The 18,345-nt window shown below is 69.5% G+C and carries 19 protein-coding genes; 3 read left to right on the top strand and 16 right to left on the bottom strand.

The window, feature by feature from the left end:
• Positions 1–24: 24 nt before the first annotated feature.
• From ACWIHT_RS02425 to ACWIHT_RS02405, 5 genes are read right to left on the bottom strand one after another with little or no spacing between them, the layout of a single operon-like run.
• Complete coding sequence (locus tag ACWIHT_RS02425) at positions 25–423, bottom strand: cobalamin B12-binding domain-containing protein (protein WP_456163535.1); 399 nt, start codon at positions 421–423, stop codon at positions 25–27.
• The gene (locus tag ACWIHT_RS02420) at positions 423–2,024 is read right to left on the bottom strand and encodes a methylmalonyl-CoA mutase family protein (RefSeq protein WP_456163533.1); all 1,602 of its coding nucleotides are present in this window, start codon (positions 2,022–2,024) and stop codon (positions 423–425) included. The genes ACWIHT_RS02425 and ACWIHT_RS02420 overlap by 1 nt, the downstream gene beginning before the upstream one ends.
• A complete protein-coding gene (locus tag ACWIHT_RS02415) occupies positions 2,021–3,448 on the bottom strand; it encodes a FadD3 family acyl-CoA ligase (RefSeq protein ID WP_456163531.1) in 1,428 nt (475 codons plus the stop codon). Before ACWIHT_RS02415 ends, ACWIHT_RS02420 begins: the two co-directional genes overlap by 4 nt.
• Positions 3,445–4,623: an amidohydrolase family protein gene (locus tag ACWIHT_RS02410; RefSeq protein ID WP_456163529.1), complete on the bottom strand. Its 1,179-nt coding sequence runs from the start codon at positions 4,621–4,623 to the stop codon at positions 3,445–3,447. Before ACWIHT_RS02410 ends, ACWIHT_RS02415 begins: the two co-directional genes overlap by 4 nt.
• A gap of 35 nt (positions 4,624–4,658) precedes the next feature.
• Positions 4,659–6,197 carry an AMP-binding protein gene (locus ACWIHT_RS02405; protein WP_456163527.1) on the bottom strand — a complete coding sequence of 513 codons (1,539 nt, stop codon included), beginning with the start codon at positions 6,195–6,197 and terminating at the stop codon, positions 4,659–4,661.
• A 64-nt stretch (positions 6,198–6,261) separates the two neighbouring features.
• Here ACWIHT_RS02405 and ACWIHT_RS02400 point away from each other — a divergent pair, with 64 nt between their 5' ends.
• Genes ACWIHT_RS02400 through ACWIHT_RS02390 form a run of 3 tightly spaced genes read left to right on the top strand, consistent with a single transcriptional unit; the run spans position 6,262 to position 8,802 of the window.
• Positions 6,262–7,275, top strand: a complete 1,014-nt coding sequence (locus tag ACWIHT_RS02400) for a 2Fe-2S iron-sulfur cluster-binding protein (protein ID WP_456163525.1) — start codon at positions 6,262–6,264, stop codon at positions 7,273–7,275.
• Positions 7,276–7,280: 5 nt separating this feature from the next.
• Complete coding sequence (locus tag ACWIHT_RS02395) at positions 7,281–8,000, top strand: enoyl-CoA hydratase/isomerase family protein (protein WP_456163523.1); 720 nt, start codon at positions 7,281–7,283, stop codon at positions 7,998–8,000.
• Positions 7,993–8,802, top strand: coding sequence for an alpha/beta hydrolase fold domain-containing protein (locus ACWIHT_RS02390; RefSeq protein ID WP_456163521.1), 810 nt, complete (start codon positions 7,993–7,995; stop codon positions 8,800–8,802). The genes ACWIHT_RS02395 and ACWIHT_RS02390 overlap by 8 nt, the downstream gene beginning before the upstream one ends.
• On the opposite strand, the gene ACWIHT_RS02385 is transcribed toward ACWIHT_RS02390, so the two are convergent.
• The 11 genes from ACWIHT_RS02385 to ACWIHT_RS02335 all read right to left on the bottom strand — a co-directional run bounded on the left by ACWIHT_RS02385 (position 8,756) and on the right by ACWIHT_RS02335 (position 18,324).
• Complete coding sequence (locus ACWIHT_RS02385) at positions 8,756–9,328, bottom strand: TetR/AcrR family transcriptional regulator (protein WP_456163519.1); 573 nt, start codon at positions 9,326–9,328, stop codon at positions 8,756–8,758. The two genes, ACWIHT_RS02390 and ACWIHT_RS02385, sit on opposite strands and share 47 nt — an antisense overlap.
• A 93-nt stretch (positions 9,329–9,421) precedes the next feature.
• Positions 9,422–9,733, bottom strand: coding sequence for a DUF1330 domain-containing protein (locus ACWIHT_RS02380; RefSeq protein ID WP_456163517.1), 312 nt, complete (start codon positions 9,731–9,733; stop codon positions 9,422–9,424).
• A gap of 30 nt (positions 9,734–9,763) precedes the next feature.
• Positions 9,764–9,952: a ferredoxin gene (locus tag ACWIHT_RS02375; protein ID WP_456163515.1), complete on the bottom strand. Its 189-nt coding sequence runs from the start codon at positions 9,950–9,952 to the stop codon at positions 9,764–9,766.
• Positions 9,949–11,244, bottom strand: coding sequence for a cytochrome P450 (locus ACWIHT_RS02370; RefSeq protein ID WP_456163513.1), 1,296 nt, complete (start codon positions 11,242–11,244; stop codon positions 9,949–9,951). Before ACWIHT_RS02370 ends, ACWIHT_RS02375 begins: the two co-directional genes overlap by 4 nt.
• 70 nt (positions 11,245–11,314) lie before the next feature.
• Positions 11,315–12,166 carry an NAD(P)-dependent oxidoreductase gene (locus ACWIHT_RS02365; protein ID WP_456163511.1) on the bottom strand — a complete coding sequence of 284 codons (852 nt, stop codon included), beginning with the start codon at positions 12,164–12,166 and terminating at the stop codon, positions 11,315–11,317.
• Positions 12,166–12,738 (bottom strand): DoxX family protein, encoded by a 573-nt coding sequence (locus ACWIHT_RS02360; RefSeq protein ID WP_456163509.1) that lies wholly within the window; start codon positions 12,736–12,738, stop codon positions 12,166–12,168. The genes ACWIHT_RS02365 and ACWIHT_RS02360 overlap by 1 nt, the downstream gene beginning before the upstream one ends.
• Entirely contained in the window at positions 12,735–13,652 is a 918-nt protein-coding gene (locus tag ACWIHT_RS02355) for an alpha/beta hydrolase (RefSeq protein WP_456163507.1), read from the bottom strand. Before ACWIHT_RS02355 ends, ACWIHT_RS02360 begins: the two co-directional genes overlap by 4 nt.
• Entirely contained in the window at positions 13,649–15,310 is a 1,662-nt protein-coding gene (locus tag ACWIHT_RS02350) for a thiolase C-terminal domain-containing protein (protein WP_456163505.1), read from the bottom strand. Before ACWIHT_RS02350 ends, ACWIHT_RS02355 begins: the two co-directional genes overlap by 4 nt.
• Complete coding sequence (locus tag ACWIHT_RS02345; RefSeq protein ID WP_456163503.1) at positions 15,307–16,683, bottom strand: cytochrome P450; 1,377 nt, start codon at positions 16,681–16,683, stop codon at positions 15,307–15,309. The genes ACWIHT_RS02350 and ACWIHT_RS02345 overlap by 4 nt, the downstream gene beginning before the upstream one ends.
• A gap of 36 nt (positions 16,684–16,719) precedes the next feature.
• On the bottom strand, positions 16,720–16,914 hold the full coding sequence (locus ACWIHT_RS02340; protein WP_200711201.1) for a ferredoxin: 195 nt from the start codon (positions 16,912–16,914) through the stop codon (positions 16,720–16,722).
• A 42-nt stretch (positions 16,915–16,956) separates the two neighbouring features.
• Complete coding sequence (locus tag ACWIHT_RS02335; RefSeq protein WP_456163500.1) at positions 16,957–18,324, bottom strand: ABC transporter substrate-binding protein; 1,368 nt, start codon at positions 18,322–18,324, stop codon at positions 16,957–16,959.
• Positions 18,325–18,345 lie beyond the last annotated feature (21 nt).

Here is an 18,345-nt window from a genome sequence, read left to right as displayed (position 1 = left end):
CCAGGTTTTCGGGTTCCCGCCGGGTCATGGCGAGGTGACGGATGTCAGGGCGCGCATCTCGGTGACGAGGGCGTCGAGCGGTGTGCCCGTGGGGAAGACCGCGGCGGCTCCGGCCGAGAGCAGTTTCGGTACGTCGACGGGCGGGATGGTGCCGCCGACCACGACGGCGATGTCCTCGGCGCCCGTGGCGCGCAGGGCCTCGATCACGCGGGTGGTGAGCGCGAGATGTGCGCCGGAGAGGATGCTGAGGCCGACGACGGCCACGTCCTCCTGGACGGCGACGGCCACGATGTCGTCGACGCGCTGCCGGATCCCGGTGAAGATGACCTCGAAGCCCGCGTCGCGCAGGGCGCGCGAGACGATCTTGGCGCCGCGGTCGTGTCCGTCGAGCCCCGGTTTGGCCACCAGTACACGGGAGTTCATCAGAACACCACCGGCTGCTGGAACTCGCCCCAGACCGCCTTGAGCGCGGCCACCATCTCGCCGACCGTGCAGTAGGCGTTGGCGCAGTCGATCAGGATGGGCATGAGGTTGTCGGTGCCTTCCGCGGCGCGGGCCAGTTCGGCGAGGCGTTGCCGTACGAGGGCCGCGTCGCGGGTGGCCTTGACGTCGGCGAGCCGTTTCAGCTGCCGGTCGCGGCCCTCCGCGTCGAGTTCGTACGTCGCGAGGTCGGGCGGTGGTTCGTCGGAGACGAAGCGGTTGACGCCGACCACCGGACGGGTGCCCGCCTCCACCTCGCGGTGCAACTGGTAGGCCTCGTCGGCGATGAGGGTCTGGAGATAGCCGTCCTCGATGGCCCGGACCATGCCGCCGTAGCGCTCCAGGTCCTCCATGATCTCGACGATGCGCTCCTCGGTGGCGTCGGTGAGCGCCTCGACGAAGTACGAGCCGCCGAGCGGGTCCGCGACCCTGGCGACGCCCGTCTCATGGGCGAGGATCTGCTGGGTGCGCAGCGCGAGCGTCGCCGACTCCTCGCTGGGCAGCGCGAACGGTTCGTCCCAGGCGGCCGTGAACATCGACTGGACCCCGCCGAGGACCGAGGCGAGTGCCTCGTAGGCGACCCGGACGGTGTTGTTCTGCGCCTGGGGTGCGTACAGCGAGGCCCCTCCGGCGACGCAGCCGAAGCGGAACATGGCCGCCTTGTCGCTGTCCGCGCCGTACCGCTCGCGCACGATCGTCGCCCAACGCCTGCGCCCGGCGCGGTACTTGGCGATCTCCTCGAAGAAGTCGCCGTGCGTGTAGAAGAAGAAGGAGACCTGCGGGGCGAACTGATCGATCGTCATACGGCCCCGGGCGAGCACCGTGTCGCAGTACGTGACCCCGTCGGCGAGCGTGAACGCCATCTCCTGCACGGCGTTGGCGCCGGCGTCCCGGAAGTGCGAGCCGGCGACCGAGATGGCGTTGAAGCGAGGCACCTCGGCCGCGCAGAACTCGATGGTGTCGGCGATGAGTCGCAGCGACGGTTCCGCGGGCCAGATCCAAGTACCCCTGGACGCGTACTCTTTGAGGATGTCGTTCTGGATCGTCCCGGTGAGTTTCGCCCGGGGCACGCCCGCCCGTTCGGCGGCGGCGACGTAGAAGGCGAGCAGGATCGCGGCGGTGCCGTTGATGGTGAAGCTGGTGCTGATCTTGTCCAACGGGATGCCCTCGAAGAGGACTTCGGCGTCGGCGAGCGTGTCGACGGCGACGCCGACCCGGCCCACCTCCTCACCGACTTCGGGGTCGTCGGAGTCGTAGCCGCACTGGGTGGGCAGGTCGAGCGCCACCGAGAGTCCGGTGCCGCCCTGTTGGAGGAGGTAGTGGTAGCGGAGGTTGGACGATTCGGCGGTGCCGAAGCCGGAGTACTGGCGCAGTGTCCACAGCCGTCCCCGGTATCCGGTGGCGTAATTGCCGCGTGTGAAGGGGAAGTTGCCCGGCGCGGGCGGCTCTGCCCTGACGTCGTCGGGGCCGTAGACCGGTTTGAGGGGCAGGCCGGACGCGGTCCGGACGGGTTCTTCGCCCTGGGGCGGTGTGGGAGGCGTCATCGCAGGAGGTCCTTCATCACCTTTCCGGTGGCGTTCAGCGGCAGTTCCGTCAGGAACTCCACGGACCGGGGCACCTTGAACCCGGCCATCCGGAGCCGGCTCCACTCGATCAACTCGTCGGCGGTCAGCGGCTGTCGGAGGACGACGAAGGCCTTGCCGACCTGTCCCATCCGTTCGTCGGGGACGCCGATCACGGCGGCCTGGGCGACCGCCGGGTGTTCCATCAGGAAGCCCTCGATCTCGGCCGGGTAGGCGTTGAAGCCGCCGACGATGAACATGTCCTTCTTGCGGCCGACGATCCTCAAGTAGCCGCGTTCGTCGAGCGTGCCGAGGTCACCGGTGTGCAACCAGCCGTCCTGGTCGATGGCTTCGGCGGTGGCGTCGGGGTCGTTGAAGTAGCCGCGCATCACGCTGTAGCCGCGGACCAACACCTCGCCGTCGTCGGCGATGTGGACTTCGACGCCGTCGCAGGGGGTGCCGACGGTGGTGGCGATGTCCTCGAAGGAGTCGCCGGGGCGGGTGGCGGTGGCGGTGCCCGCCTCGGTCAGGCCGTAGCCCGTCATGATCGAGGTGAAGGGCAGTTCTGTCATCACCCTGCGGATCAGCTCGACGGGGATGTCGGCGGCTCCGGTGACCGCAACTCGCAGTGAGGACAGGTCTCTTGAGCCGCGGTCGGTGAGCAGGGAGTGGTAGAGCGTGGGCGGGCCGGGCAGGACCGTCACCCGCTCGCGCTCGACCAGGTCGAGGACGTGGTCCACGTCGAAGACGGGCACGGGGAGGATGGTCATGCCCCGGATGAGCGAGGCGACCATGCCCGCCTTGAAGCCGAAGATGTGGAAGAACGGGTTGACGATCAGATAGCGGTCGCCCTCCCTGACCCCGGCGAGGTCGCACCACTCCGCGTACAGGCGGAGCGTCTGGGCGTGGGTCATCAGGACGCCCTTGGGCCGGCCGGTGGTGCCGGAGGTGAAGACGATGTCGCTGACCTGGTCGCTGGTCACCTTGCGCTCGAAGGGTGAACCGCTCGCCAGGAAGCCGGACTTGAGGTCGATGACCGGGACACCGGGCGGTGCCTTGAAGTCCAGGCCGAGGAAGCCCTCCTGGACGAGAACGGCCTTCGCACCGCTGCGCACGATGATGTCGTGCGCCTCGTCCGCCTTGAAGCGGGTGTTGACGGGCACGACCACACCGCCCGCGGTCATCAGACCGAAGGCGGCGACGATCCACTCGGCGGAGTTGGGCGCCCAGATCGCGACCCGGTCGCCCTGCTCCACTCCGGCCGACGCGAACGCTCCCGCAGCCACACGCACCCGTTCGACCAGCTCGGTGAACGTGAGGCGGAGCGGGCCGTCCACCACGGCTTCGGCGTCTCCGAAGCGGTCGGCCGCGCTCAGCACCATCTGCGGGATGCTCTCCCAGGTCATACGCCGATCAGGCGGGCGAGGTTGCCGCCCATGATCTTGGCCTGGTCGGCCTGCTTCATGCCCTGGATGGCGTCGATGTAGGAGACCGGGTCGGCGAGCCCCTCGGGGTGGGGGTAGTCGGACCCGAACAGGACGCGCTCGACGCCGACGACCTCGGAGAGGGCGGCCATGTCCTCCTCCCAGAACGGGCTGATGTGGATGCGGTTCCTGACCTCTTCGACCGGGTCGCCCAGGAAGCCCTTCGGCTGCTTCTTGTAGGTGCTGGCGAGCTGGTCGAGCAGCGGGAGCAGCCAGGAGGAGCCGTTCTCGATGACCGAGACCTTCAGTTCCGGGAAGCGGAACAGGGCTCCGTGGCAGACCCAGGACGCGACCGCGTCGGTGACCGGGCGCCACTCGGACATCATCCGGAAGACCTGCGCCTGGAAGGGCGTCATCTCCTGGCTCTTGCCCTCCCAGTCGCTGGAGTAGCGGGAGTAGCCGCTGTCGGAGGAGTGCATGGCGACCAGCACACCCGCCTCCTCGACGCGCTTCCAGAACGGGTCGAACTCCGGCAGCGCGAAGGACCGCGAGCCGCCGTAGCCGGGGACCGGGGCGGGCCGGACAAGGATCGCCCGCGCTCCACGCTCCAGGCACCACTCCAGCTCGGCGATCGCCTTGTCCAGGATCGGCAGGCTGATCACCGGGGTGGTGAAGATGCGGTTCTTGTAGTTGAACTGCCAGGTCTCGTGCAGCCATTGGTTCAGGGCGTGCACGACGACATGGATCAACTCCGGGTCGTCCCGCATCCGTTCCTCGACCAGGCTGGCCAGGGTCGGGAACATCAGGGTCTGCTGGATGCCCAGCTCGTCCATGAGGGCCAGCCGCGGCGCGGGTTCACGGAACGCGGGGATCGACCGCATCGGCTCGCCGAACAGCTCCCGGTGGGACTTGCCCTCCGGGTTGCCCTCGCGGAAGTAGTCCTCCCAGGCGCCGGGGCGGGCGACGACCTCAAACGTGGGATTGGGGATGTAGTCGCTGATCTGACCGCGGATGGCGATCTTCGTACGCCCCTTCACCTGCACGTACTGAATGGCGCTCGCGTACTGCTTGGGCAGGTACCGGGTGAGCGCGTCCTCGGTCTCGTACAGGTGGTTGTCCGCGTCGAACAGCGGATACGGCGGCACACGCGATGGCATGAGATCCTCCTTCGCAGATTGCGAGAATCCTATTCTCACTCTTGACGGGCGGCAATATCCTTGCGGAGAACGAACTTCTGGACCTTGCCGCTGGCGGTGCGCGGGAAGTCCTCGACGACGTGCAGTTCCTCCGGCCACTTCTGGCGGGCCAGACCCGCCGCGTCGAAGTGGGCACGGAGATCGTCGAGGGTGGGTTCGGGGTGGCCGCTCCGCAGTCGTACGACGGCTGCCGCGTGCTCGCCGAGGCGGGCGTCCGGGGCGGCCACGACCGCGGCCTCGGCGACGGCAGGCAGGGCGAGGAGGACCTCCTCCACCTCCAGCGCGCCGATGTTCTCGCCGCCCCGGATGATGACGTCCGCCTTGCGGTCGGTGATGGTGAGGTAGCCGTCCTCGTCGAGGCGGCCGATGTCGCCGGTGCGGTACCAGCCGTCGGCGTCGAAGGCGCGCCCGGTGAGGGCGTCGTCGGTGTAGCCGAGGCACAGGTCGGGGCCGCGGCTGAGGATCTCGCCGTCCTCCGCGAGCCGGATCTCCACTCCGGCCAGCGCGTCTCCGTCGGTGTAGAGCCGCTTGTCCTCGGGCGCGGTGTGGCTGGAGGCGGTGATCGAGGGGTGCTCGGTGCTGCCGTAGGCCCGGAAGACCGTGATGCCGAGATCCGCGAGCCGTCTGGTGACCGCGTTGGGGACGGCCGCGCCGCCGAGGCCCGCGTACTTCATGCCCGCCAGGTGGGCGGGGGTGAAGTCGGGGTGGTCGAGCAGGCTCGTCATGTAGTAGGCGGCGCCGCCTCCGACGGTGAGTCCGTCGCGGGCCATCAACTCCAGTGTCTGGCCCGGGTCCCAGGTGTCGGCGAGGTTGACCGGGGAGCCGTCGAGGACGGGGATCAGGAAGGCGTTGACCATGCCGATGAAGTGGCCGACGGGCGCGGAGGTGAGCTGGTCGCCCCGGTCGGGCGGGTAGCGGCCGGCCAGTTGGCGGGTCTCGAAGCCGAGGGTGTGGTGGCTGTGCACAACTCCCTTGGGGTCGCGGGTCGTTCCGGAGGTGAAGGCGATGAGCGCGGGGCCGGACGGGTCGGTGGGCAGGACTCCGGTCAGCGGTTCGTCGGCGAGCAGGTCGTCGAAGTTCCGCCCGACGACGCCGACCACCGGGATCTTCGCGCTCAGGTCGGGATCGTAGGAGAGATGCCCGAACCGTTCGGCGGTGACGAAGACCTTGGGCTCGACCGTGTCCAGGATGTAGCCGACTTCCTTCCGGCCGTAGAAGTGGACGATCGGCACCACGACCGCGCCGAGGAACGCCGAGGCCCAGAAGACGGCGGCGGCCTCCATCCAGTTGGGCAGTTGGAGTGCCACCACGTCGCCGGGGGCGACGCCCCGTTCGCGCAGTCCTGCGGCCAGTCGGCGGGCGGTCAGTTCGACCTCGGCGAAGGTGCCTTCCCAGGGCCGTACCGCCGAGTGCACGCGGAACGCGGCGCCCGGGGCGGCCTCCAGTCCCCGCGCGAGCAGGTCACCGATGGTCTCCCCGGTCCACCACCCCTCCGCCTCGTAGCGCCTGACCAGTTCAGCGGGGACAGTTCGCACGACAGGAACTTCCTCTCGTCATTGAGAATTGCACTCTCTCAGAGCGAGAAGGTAAATTCCATACATGGGACGAGACCACGGGTTCCACCCGGTCCGGATCACCCGGATCATCCAGGAGACGCCCGACACCCGGACGTACGTACTCGACGCGCCCTTCCCGTACCGGGCGGGCCAGTTCGTGACGATCAAGGCCTGCGGCACGCTGCGCAGTTACTCCATGTCCAGTTCGCCGGAGACGGACGCCGAGTTGATGACGACGGTGAAGCGAGTTCCGGGCGGTCTGGTGTCCAACTGGATGCACGACCATCTGGCCCCCGGCGACGTCCTCGAAACCACCCTGCCCGCAGGGGTGTTCTGTCTGCGGGAGGACGAACAGGCGGGCTCCGCCCACGGGTTCGCCGCTCCGGTGGTGGCGTTCTGCGGAGGCAGCGGAATCACCCCGGTCCTCTCGCTCGCCAAGTCCGCGCTGGCCGGCACCGGGCGCCCGGTGCGGGTGTTGTCCGCCAACCGGGACGCGGGTGCCGTCATCTTCGCCTCCGCACTGGGCGAGTTGGAGCGGCGCTACCCCGAGCGGTTCGAGATCCGGCACCACCTCGACGACTGGGAGGGCTTCGTCACGGCGGACCAGGTGCGGGAGTTCGCGGGCGGCGACACGGACGCGGACTTCTACCTCTGCGGGCCCGCGCCCTTCATGGAGCTGGTGGAGAACGCGCTCCTCGCCCATGGAGTCGCCCCGGAGCGGATCTTCGTCGAGCGGTTCGCGCAGACCGCCGATCCAGCGCCCGAGGACGCCCCTGAGCAGGAGGGGACGCTGACGCTCGTGCTCTCCGGCAAGCGGCACACGCTCGCGCAGCGTTCCGGCGAGACGTTTCTGGAGAGCGCGCGCCGGGCAGGTCTGGCCCCGCCGTTCTCCTGCGAGGCCGGCAACTGCGCCACCTGTATCGCCCAAGTCACCGAAGGCGAGGCCAAGATGCGTGTCAACAACGCGCTCGACGAGGACGAGATCGCCGAGGGCTGGGTCCTGACCTGCCAGGGCGAGCCGAGCACGCCGCACGTCACTGTCGTATACGAGGACTGAGGCCCATGGACGTAGATCTCGAACTCGACGAGGGCCTGGCGGTCATCACCATCGACCGTCCGCAGGCCCGCAACGCCATTGCCCAGGCCACCATGGACGAACTCGACAAGGCCCTCGACGCGGCCTCCGGCGCCAAGGCGCTGGTCGTCACCGGCGCCGGCGACCGGGCGTTCGTCTCCGGCGGGGATCTCAAGCAGCTCAGTACGGTCCGGACGGAGGAGGACGCGATGGCCATGGCCCTGCGGATGCGGGGGATCTGCGACCGCATCGCGAACTTCCCGGGACCGGTGATCGCCGCGTTGAACGGGCACGCGTTCGGCGGCGGCGCCGAGGTCGCGGTGGCCGCCGACATCCGGGTCGCCGCCGACGACATCAGGATCGGCTTCAACCAGGTGGCGCTGGCCATCATGCCGGCGTGGGGCGGCGCCGAGCGACTTGCCCAACTCATCGGCAAGGGGCGGGCGTTGATGCTCGCCGGGGCCGGGACCGTACTCGGCGCGGCCGAGGCGCAGCGGGTCGGGATGCTCGATCTGGTGTTGCCCCGGGCCGAGTTCGCCGAGGGCTGGCGGACCCTCGCCAGGTCGCTGGCGACCAACCCGGCGCGGGAGATCAAGCGCGTGATGAGCGGAGCCGTCCCGGAGGAGGAGGCGGCCCGCGCCTTCGCCCGCCTCTGGGTGTCCGACGAGCACTGGCAGGCAGCGGAGAGGGTGATGTCCCGTGGGTGACACACGAGTTGGGGCGACCGGAGCGAGCGCGGACCTGGCCGACGTACGAGCGCGTTCGGCTCGGGCGGGGGCCGGCGACGGGCGGGTGCGGGTCGAGTCGAGCCCGGTCGGGCCGATCGTACGGCCGCCGGACGCGAGCGATCTGGTCATCCTGTATCTGCACGGGGACCGGCAGTTGTCGGGTTCGCCGGAGTCGGCGGTGGACCTGGCCGAGCGGCTCGCCCTGCGCACGGGGGCGGTTGTGGTGTGCCCGCGCTACCGTTCGTCGTTCCCGGGGGCGCTCGACGACGTGCACGCCGTGTACAGCTCGTGCCAGGCCCGTGGTCCGGTGGCGCTGGCCGGTGAGCGGCTCGGGGCCGGGCTAGCGGCCTCGCTGCTGGTGCGGCTGCGGGACATGGGGGCGCCCGAGCCGGACTGCGCGGTGCTGAGTTCCGCGTTGCTCGATCTGACGCTGGACGCGCCGAGTCTGCTGTTCAACGCGGCGGCCGATCCGGGCTTCGACATCGACGAAGTCCGGCTGCACGCGGCCCGGTTCGCGGCCGGCGCCGACCGGACCAACCCGCTGCTCAGTCCGCTGCACGCCAATCTGCACGGGCTGCCGCCGATCCAACTCCTGGTGGCGGGCACCGATCCGCTGCTGGACGACTCGCTGTCGTTCGCCGCCCGCGCGGCCCGCTCCGGTGTCACGGTCGACCTTCGGGTACGGCCGGACGCGGTGAGCCTGCATCCCGAGAGCGTGACGGCCATGGCCGATTTCATACAGGCGTGGGCCCGAGCAGCACGCCCATCACCTCGCGGATGATCTCCGGGTAGTCGGTGTGCTCCTCGTCGAGCATCCACTGCTGCTGGACCCCGTCGAGCATCGCCACCACGGCGGTGGCGGCCGCTCGCGGGGTCAGACCGCTGGGTACGCGGTCGCCGTAGAGCGCGGTGAGGTGCTTGGCGGTGTGCTCCTGGATCGACCGGTAGTAGTCGTGGCAGAACCGCAGTGCCTCGTCGCTGCCGGTGACGCCCTCGGCCACGAGAACGCTGTGGATCTGGGCGAGACCGGGGTTCTTGTGGTCGTAGATGATGACCTCGGCGAGCAGTCCCGGGAGGTCCTCGCCGGGGTCCGCGTGGAGGGCGGCCAGGTTTTCGCGGGCGAGGTCCTCGCGGAGCTGGACGAGGGCGAGGAGCAGCCGTTTCTTGCTGGGGAAGTAGTGCAGGACGCCCTGTCTGGTCAGACCGGCGCGCTCCGCCACGGCGTCGATGGACGCCTTCTTGTAGCCGCGCTCGGCGAACACCGCCAGCGCGGCGACAAGGATCTCCTCGTATCGGGCCGACGTCATTGGGGACCCCTTTCACCGCGGCAACACCGATGTGACACTACGGTTGCCATGGCGATAGGGCGACCCTTCCGGCCATTGCCGAACCGATGCCTGTCACCGGCCCCGGGGCGGCATCTCGAAGCCGGAGACGATCACGGCGTTGGTGTCGGCCGCGGCGTGCCGCAGCGGCTTCGCGCGCCCGTACGTCTCCGACTCGTACCAGGCTCTCGCGGATTCCACCGAGTCGAATTCGAGGACGACGGTACGGTCGCCGTGCCACTCGCCCTCCAGGAGCTGTGGCCGGCCGTCGGCCGCGAGGACGGAAGCGCCGCTCTCGGCCATCGACGGTCCGGCCGCCCGGCTGTAGGCGTTCATCCCGGCCGGGTCCTTGATGGACTCGGTCAGGATGACGTACCCCTTGGGCATGCGTTCTCCTCAACTCACCGAGCGGGCAGGCTAGTTCACCGTGATGGCGCGCTCGGGGCAGCTGTTGGCCGCCTCGCGGACCTGGGCCTCGTACGCGGTGGGGACTTCCGGGGTCAAGACCTCGGCGTAGCCGTCGTCGGTGAGGTCGAAGACCTCCGGGCAGATCGACCAGCAGATGCCGTGGCCGCGACAGCGGTCCGTGTCGATGACGGCTTTCATCGGGCGGGCTCCTCGGCGAGCGTGAACTCCAGGTTCAGATGGGTGAGTCCGCGCAGGATGTACGTCGGCAGGTAACGGTAGTTCCGTGCGTCGGCGGGGCCGTGCACGCTCTCCGAGATCCTGATGTCGGTCGTACGGTCGAGGATGCGCTCGATGCCCACCCGGGCCTCGGCGCGGGCCAGCGGGGCGCCGGGGCAGGTGTGGGGGCCGCGGCCGAAGGCGAGGTGGTGGCGGGCGTTGGCGCGGGCCGGGTCGAAGGTCTCGGGGTCCTCGAAGTGGCGCGGGTCGCGGTTGGCGGCGCCGTTGAGGACCATGAGGGTGGTGCCGGCCGGGATGTCGACGCCCCCCACCGTGGACGCCACGCGCGACAGCCGGAAGTCGCCCTTGATCGGGCTCTCCGTGCGCAGCGTCTCCTCGATGAAGTTCGGGATGCGCTCGCGCTCGGTGCGCAACAAGTGCTGTAGTTCGGGGTCTTCGGCGATCAGCTTGAGGGCGTTGCTCAGCAGCCGGACGGTGGTTTCCTGGCCGGCCGCGAACAGGTTGGTCGCGACGCGGGCCACGTCGGCGACGTCGGGGGTCGACCCGTCGGAGAACTTCGCGAGGGCGAGGCCCGTGATCACGTCCTCGCGCGGCTCGCGGCGGCGCTCCTCGACATAGGCCGAGAACTGCCCGTACAGGTACTCCAGCGGCGAGTACGCCATCTCGCCGTCCGTGCTTCCGACGCCGCCCCGCGGCTGGTGTTCGAGGCCCTCCACGAACGAGTTGCGGTCCTCGTCGGGCACTCCGAGCAGGTCGGCGATGACCCTCAGGGTGAAGGGGCCGGCGAACCCGCTGATGAAGTCGCCCTCACCGGCGGCGAGATACGCGTCCAGCTGGGCGTCGGCGAGGTGCCACATCGACGCCTCGTTCTCCTTGAGGCGGCGCGGGGTGATCATCCGCATCAGCAGACCGCGGTGGTCCGTGTGCATGGGCGGGTCGAGCGTCGGCAACTGGTCGCTCATCGGGAGCTGGTCGCGGTACTGCTCGATCAGCGCGCTGACGTCGACATCGCCGTCCAGCGGGACCGGGAACCCGGGGAAGGGGCCGGTCACCGAGAGGCAGGACGAGTACGTGTCGGAGTCGTTGAGGACCTGGATCGCCTCGTCGTACCCCGTCACCATCGTCACGTCGTGGTGGCTCTCGCGCTGCACCGGGCACTTCCCGCGCAGGGCCGCCAAGTAGGGGTACGGATCCGCGACGACCTCGTCGTCCTGGAAGAAGTCGATCGCCTCGAAGTCCTTCACGGTGTGCACGGTTCCCTTCCGTCACCAGTCTGACGACGAGCGACGATATCAATGTTCTCCACTGGCGAGAAGCTCGTTTTCACTTTAGTGGAGCGGGAGTTGGGGCCGCCGTCAGGCGCCCTTGGCCCATGCGGTCGAGGGCCGCGTCGGCCGCCGCGAGTGCGGTGCCCGCCGTGGCGCCCGCCGTCTCGGCGAGGCCGACCAGGAGTCTCACGTCCTTGCGGAGCAGCGGTCCCGCGCGCTCCGCGAGGGGGTCGAGTGTGCCGCCCGCGAACTTCACGCGGTCGAGGGCGAAGCTCGCTCCGCTGCCGTGGAGCACGGCGGCGGCGAGAGCGCCGCGGTCGATGCCGAACTCCGGTGCCAGCGCCAGCGTATCGGCCGCGGTTGCCAAGTTGGCAGTGAACAATAGGTTGTTGAGAAGTTTGGCGATCTGTCCTGATCCGAGCGGGCCCATGTGCAGCACGGGATCGCCGAAGGTCTCGAACACCTTGCGGCAGTAGGCGACGGTGCCGGACTCGCCGCCCGTCATCACGAGCAACCGGCCCTCGGCGGCGGCTCGTCCGCCGCCGCTGACCGGTGCGTCGACCACGGACACGCCGTGCGCCTGGGCACGTTCGGCCAGTCGTCGGCAGGTGTCGGGGTGGATCGTGCTGTGTATGGCGATGACTCCGCCCTTGCGCAGGCCGGTCAGTACGCCCTGTTCGCCCGTGACGACCTGCTCGACGTCGGCGTCGTCGACGACACAGACGCACACCAGGTCGCTGGCCGCGGCCAGTTCGACGGGGGACGCGGCCCGTGCGGCGGCCGTGTCCGCGAAGGCGGCGAGGGTGGCCGGGCGGCGCGCCCAGAGCGTCGTGTCGAAGCCCGCCTCGACGATCCGGCGCGCCATGGGAGCGCCCTGACTGCCCAGTCCGATGAATCCGACGCGCATCAGCGGGCCTCCTGGTCGACTTGCTCGGGGGTGTTCTCGGCCACCGCTTCCGCCTTGGGCTCCGGCTTGGGCTCCGCCTTGGGCTCCGGTCGCCAGAAGGTGCCCAGCAGTCCCCCGGTCGCGAGCACGGCCGCGCCGAGCGCGATCGCGCCGCCGGTCCAGCCGGTCAGGTCGACGCCGGCCGCGTGGTCGAGGGACCAGCGGCCGGGGCCCAGCACCGCGAGGGCCAGGGCGACGACGGCGAGGGTGAGGACGTATTCGTAGCCGTCCTTGAAGACGAAGAACCCGTTGGGCCGGTGGGCGAGCAGCCCCGCGACCAGCATCACGGAGATCACGGCGGCGCAGGCCAGCGGGGTGAGCAGACCGAGGACGAGCAGGATGCCCGCGCCGACCTCGGTGAGCACACTCATCCAGGCTTGCAGCACGCCCTGTCTCAGGCCGAGTCCGGTGAACCAGCGGGCGGTGCCCTCGATCCTGCCGCCGCCGCGCCAGTGATTCAGCCCGTGCATGATCATGACGAGTCCGACGACCACTCGTACGAGCAGCAGTACGGCGTTGTCGGCGTCGCTCATCCGGCTCTCCTCGGCAGACGGTCGATCCCGTCGTTCTCCTGGCCGAGAACGCACTCCTCGACGAACGAGAGGATCTTCAGGTGGTATCCGGTCGCGGTGCGCCCGATGCTCAAGTTGTGGCCGCTGTCGGCCTGTTGGTCGGTGACGACCCGCGGGGAGGCGGTGAACAGGCCCGCGATGTCGGCCATGGCCGCGGGCCCGGAACTCCACACGCGCTCATGGTCGCCGAGCGTGTAGTGCACGGGAATCCTCACGTGGGCGGCGACTTCGGCGAACTCCAGCGGCCAGCGGCGGGCCACGGTGCCTTCGTACGGCGGACCCGACGACTGGATGCGGGCGGCACCGACGACCTCGGCCGGATACAGGCGCGAGGGCTCCCACAGCAGGTCGCGCAGTCCGGGGCCTGACCGCCTCGGCTCGGCCGGGTCGCGCCGCCTGAAGTCCAGGATCTCGACGGCGGCGGGCGCGTGATGGCGTCCGGTACCGGCGATCTCCAGACCGAGAAGGTCGCTCCGCCGTGCGTCGCCCGCCATGCGCACGCCCAGGGCGCAGCCGATCGAGTGCGCCCACAGGAACAGGCCCGCTCCGCGCGCACGCGAGGCGAGCAGCCGGTCCACCACTCCGTACGCGAGGTCGACGCGTCGCGCGGGAGAGGCCATGCTCTCGCCGTACGGAGCCGAACTCCCGTATCCGGGACGGTCGATGGCGATGGTGGTGAAGCCGAGTGCCGCCGCTGTGCGCAGGAGGGACAGGCGGGGCTGGTCGGGGTAGTCGAAGTAGCGGGAGGTCACCGCTCCCCCGTGCAGCGCGACGAGGACCGCGCGTGGTTCGCGGGCCTCGCACAGCAGCGCCGACATGGGGATGCCGTCGACGTCGACGACGCGCGAAACGACCTCTGTGGTACGTGAGTTCATCCGTCCGCCCGGAAGAGGATCACGCCGCTCGGGGTGAGTCCGCCGCTGCTCGCCACCGCCACCCGGGCACCGGACACCTGCCGCGGCCCGGCCGCGCCGCGGAGTTGGGTGATGGCCTCGTGGACCAGTCCCATGCCGTGGGTGCGGCCGTGGGAGAGCTGTCCGCCGTGGGTGTTCAGCGGCAGCACGCCGTCCCGTGCGATGTTCTTGCCTCCGTCCAGGAAGTCCTTGGACTCGCCGATGCCGCAGAACCCCAACCCCTCAAGCCAGGAAAGGCAGTTGAAGGTGAAGCCGTCGTAGAGTTCGGCGACGTCGACGTCCTCGGGGCGCAGCGAGGTGCGGGACCACAAGTGGGCGGACTGGCCAAGGACTTGGGGCTCGTGGGTGAGTGTGCTCTGGTCCCACTCCAGGCGTTCCAGGATCTGGGTGCCCACCGCCTCGACCAGGACGGGCGGTTGGGCGAGGTCCCGGGCCGCGTCCACGGCCGACACGATCACGGCGACCGCTCCGTCGCAGGGGACATCGCAGTCGTAGAGGCCGAACGGGGTGGTGATCGGGCGGGCGCCCAGGTAGTCGTCCATGGTCAGCGGGTCGCGGTAGACCGCCGTGGGGTTGAGCGCCGCGTTGGCCCGCTGGTTGAGGGCGATCCAGCCGAGGGTCTCGCGGGTGGTGCCGTAGCGGTGGAAGTGGCGTTGGGCGTTCTGGGCGAGGGTATGCGCGGCCGAGGTCGCGCCGAACGGCTTCATCCAGCCGTCCAGTTTCCGCGGTGGGTCCTGCGCGATCCGGCCGCGGCGTACGAGTTCGCCGTACGACGCCTCCCAGACCGTGCGGAAGCACAGGACGTGCCGGGCGAGTCCGCCCGCGATGGCGAGCATGGCGGAGATGAGGGAGCCGCAGGGGCCGAAGGTCTCGCTGCCGCCGTTGTACCAGGTCGGTTCGAGGCCGAGGGCCGATTCCAGTGCGGTGATCCCGCCTTCGCCGAAGCCGCCGTAGGCGGTGCCGGCGCCCGGGTAGGTGGCCAGTCCGTCGATGTCGTCGACGGTCAACCCGGCGTCGGCGATGGCCTGTTGGCAGGCCTGGACGGTCAGGGACACCGGTGGGACGAGGAGGCGGCGGCCGATCTGCGACATGCCGATGCCGGTGATGGCGACCTTGTCCTCGAACTTGTCGGTCGACGCCATCGGCCGTACGCGGCGGGCGAGTTGGCGGGTGTCCACCTCGGCGAGCGGCAGCGGGTCCGGGGCCGGGCCGTCGGGTGCCGGGCGGAACAGGGGCAGCCAGGCGTCCTCGACCTGTTCGAAGACGACCTCCATACGCATGCCCAACTCCAGCTCGTCCGGGGTGCATTGGACGGCGTTGGTGGTGAGGCGGATGCGGGGGTCCTCCTCCAGGGCGACCTGGGCCACGACGTAGGGCGCGGGCAGGCCGGGCAGGGCGAAGCGGTGGTTGACGGTGAAGCCGATCAGCGTCGCACGGCCGGAGACGGCGCGGACGCCCATGTCGTGGCCGTGGCAGTACCGGCAGACCGGCTGCGGCGGGTGGATGAGGGCCTGGCAGGACCCGCACTCCGTCAGCCGCAGCCGGCCGTCGGCGCCGGAGGTCCAGAAGAAGGCGTTCTCCTCCGTGACCACCGGACCGGGGCGTCGACTGTCCGTCATGTGTCGATCCGTGCCGTGGACTTGCGGACGGTGACGGGTTCGGCGAGCCCTTGTTCGTCACAGACCTTCTGGAGTTCGGCGAGGGTCTCGTCGAGTCCGGCGCCGAGCCGCTTGCCCGGGGTGAAGGTCGCGGGGAGGTGGCGCATGCCCTGGATGACGCCGATGGTCTCGTAGTGCACGGCGCCTTCGGGGTCGCACTCGTAGTCGGGCATCCGGTCGAGTACGGCCGTCACCATCCGCTTGAACACGGTGCGGGCCACGTTGGAGCCGATGCAGCGGTGGATGCCGAGGCCGAAGCTGCTGTGGCGGTTGCCCTTGCGCTCCATGTCGATGCGGTCCGGGTCGGGGAAGACCGACGGATCGCGGTTGGCCATCGCCCAGGAGAGCCAGAGGCGTTCGCCCTCCTTGAACTCGGTGCCGGCGATCTCGCAGTCGGCGGTGATGGTGCGGCCGTCTCCGGGGGCCGGGGTGTAGAAGCGCAGGAACTCCTCGGTCGCGGAGTCCAGCAGGGTCTTGCGGTCGCGGCTCAGCCGGGCCCGTTCCTCCGGGTGTTGGGAGAGCCATTCGAGGGAGTGGGCGGTGAGTGCGGTCGTGGTGTCGAAGCCGCCGCCGATCAACAGGGCGCACACGCCGAGGAGTTCGCCGTCGTCCGGGTTGCGGCCGTTGATGTCGGCGCGGACCAGCGCGTCGACCAGGCCCGGGCGGGGGTTCTTGCGGATCTCCGCGAGCTGGGCCATGAGGTCCATGCCCATCTTGCGGCTCAGGTCCAACACTCGTGGCATGTCGGGCGAGTTGGGGGGTGTGTAGACGGAGGCGTGGGCCGGTTCGTTGTAGATCGTCCAGTGCTCCAGCGGGATGCCCATCATCGCCAGGGTGAGCACGGCGGGGACGATGTTGGCCAGCTCGTCGACGAAGTCGATGCGCCCGGACTCGATCTTCTCGTCGATGCTGGCGCGGACGACCTCGTCGACGAACGGGATCCAGCGCTGGATCGCGGCCGGCGACAGATACGGGTTGAGGGTCTGCCGGTAGTGCCGTTGGTCCGGCGGGTCCATCTCCAGGAAGCCGCCCCGGCCCTTCCGCTCAGGGGGTGGCGCGGGGATGGAGATCCCGTTGTATCCGCGCCGCTCCCCCTTCACGTCATGGTCGTTGGAGAGGAACTCGGCGGACCTGGCGAGTTCGAACACCTCGCGGTTGCCACTGGCGACCCAGTGGCCGCCGTGGGCCTCCGTCCAGGCGATCGGGCACTGTCCGTGCAGTTCGTGGGTGATGTCCTCGAACCGGTCGCGGTAGTCGGGGGTGTGTCGGTCGAAGTGCACCAGGTGGTGCTTGCGGCCACCGTCGTCGTCGACGGCCGCTTCTTCCGTGGTCATGCGGAGTCCTCTCCCGCTCGGTGGCTGAGGTGGGGGTCAGGAGATGAGGGAGATCGCCCGTTCCGGGCAGGACAGGACCGCCTCGCGGACGGCCTCCTCCTGGTCGGCGGGGACTTCTTCCTCGACGACCGAGGAGTGCCCGTCGATCTCGCTGAGTTCGAAGGTGTCCGGAGCGCGCATCGCGCAGAGCGTGTGGCCCTGACAGCGCTCCGGGTCGACTCGTACCTTCACGGTCCTTCCTTCCTGCCGTGGTGAACGGGGGCCGTGGCGTGGTTACTTGAGGTCGGACAGCGACTTGCCGACGTCCGCCAGGGTCGGCGGCTTGCCGTAGTTCCCCTTGAACTTGTAGGCGGGCGCGTCACAGCGGTAGACGCCGTCGGTGGGCTTGAAGTCGGCCGGCACCCAACCGCTGGTGGTGGCCTTCTCGACGTTGAAGCACTTCAGGGGCTCGTCCGGCGAGGACAGGTTGATCGAGGCCTGGAGCCCTCCCCCGGTCCAGTCGGTCTGCTTCTTGGCGTTCTCCAGGACACAACTGCGGGTCAGCTCGGCGCAGTCGCGGGCCGAGGTGGCGAAGAGCAGCCAGGTGGAGAAGGCCTGCATCGCGGGCAGGGTGATCTGCGCGTCGGGCGCGTACTTCTTGAACAGGTCGACCATTTCCTTCGTCGCCGGGTTGGCGTCGGCCTTCTCCAACGGGTAAGCGCCGTTGATGGAGGCGAAGTTGGTCTGGGTACCGAGCGCGGGACCGGCCAGCTTGAGGAAGGCGGGGCCGTAGGCGTTGCTGTTGGCGTCGATCCAGTCGAGCTTGTAGTCGATGTTGGTGAGCGCCTGCTCCAGCTTCGCCAGCTGGGTGAAGTCGCCCAGGAAGACGAGTCCCTTGACCTTCTTCGTCTTGATGGACTGGGCGTACGGCGTCCAGTCGGAGACGCCCTGCGCGGGATAGAGGTCGGAGTAGGTGACCTTGCCGCCCATCGCGGTGAGGACTTCCTTGTCCTGGGCCGAGAGAACCTTGGTGATAGGCACGTCTCCGGAGATGATGCCGACGCCGCTCGCGGACGACGGGTACGCCTCCTTGAGCAGCCAGGAGAAGTAACCGGCGTAGGGCGAATAGCCACTTGAGGCGCCCTGGGCCATCACCTGGAGGTCCGCGCCGATCTCGGAGGTGACCTGGGCCGGGAACTCGGGGAGCAGGCACTTCAGGCGGGTCTTGACGCCCAGGCCGTCGAGGGCGGCGCCGCCGCCCACCTCGAAGAAGTCGGTGCGGCAGGCCTCGATCATCTGCTGGTTGACCTGCATGAGCGCGGAGTCGTGCGTCACGGGTGTGATCTTGCGGCCGTTGATACCGCCGGCCGCGTTGCACCAGGAGGTGAAGACCTTGGCCGCGTTCACGAACTCCGGGTTCTTGGTGAAGCCGATGTCGCTGAAGACGCCGACCTTGATCTCGGAGCTGGTGACGCCCTGGCTGGTCACGGTCTTGGCCGTGCCCTTGCCGCAGACGGACTTCAGCGTGCCGAAGTCCGCGGCCGCCGTGTCGGCGGCTCCGGTGGTCGAAGGGCTGGTGGTGTCCGCGGACTTGGTGCGGCCGGAACATCCGGCCGCGGCCGCGAGGGCCAGGACCAGTGCGGGGATGAGCAAGCGTCTCATCGGTTCTCCTCGTTGAGAATG

The sequence above is a fragment of the Streptomyces sp. NPDC002276 genome (assembly GCF_053891435.1).
This window is presented reverse-complemented; position numbering and strand designations above follow the sequence as displayed.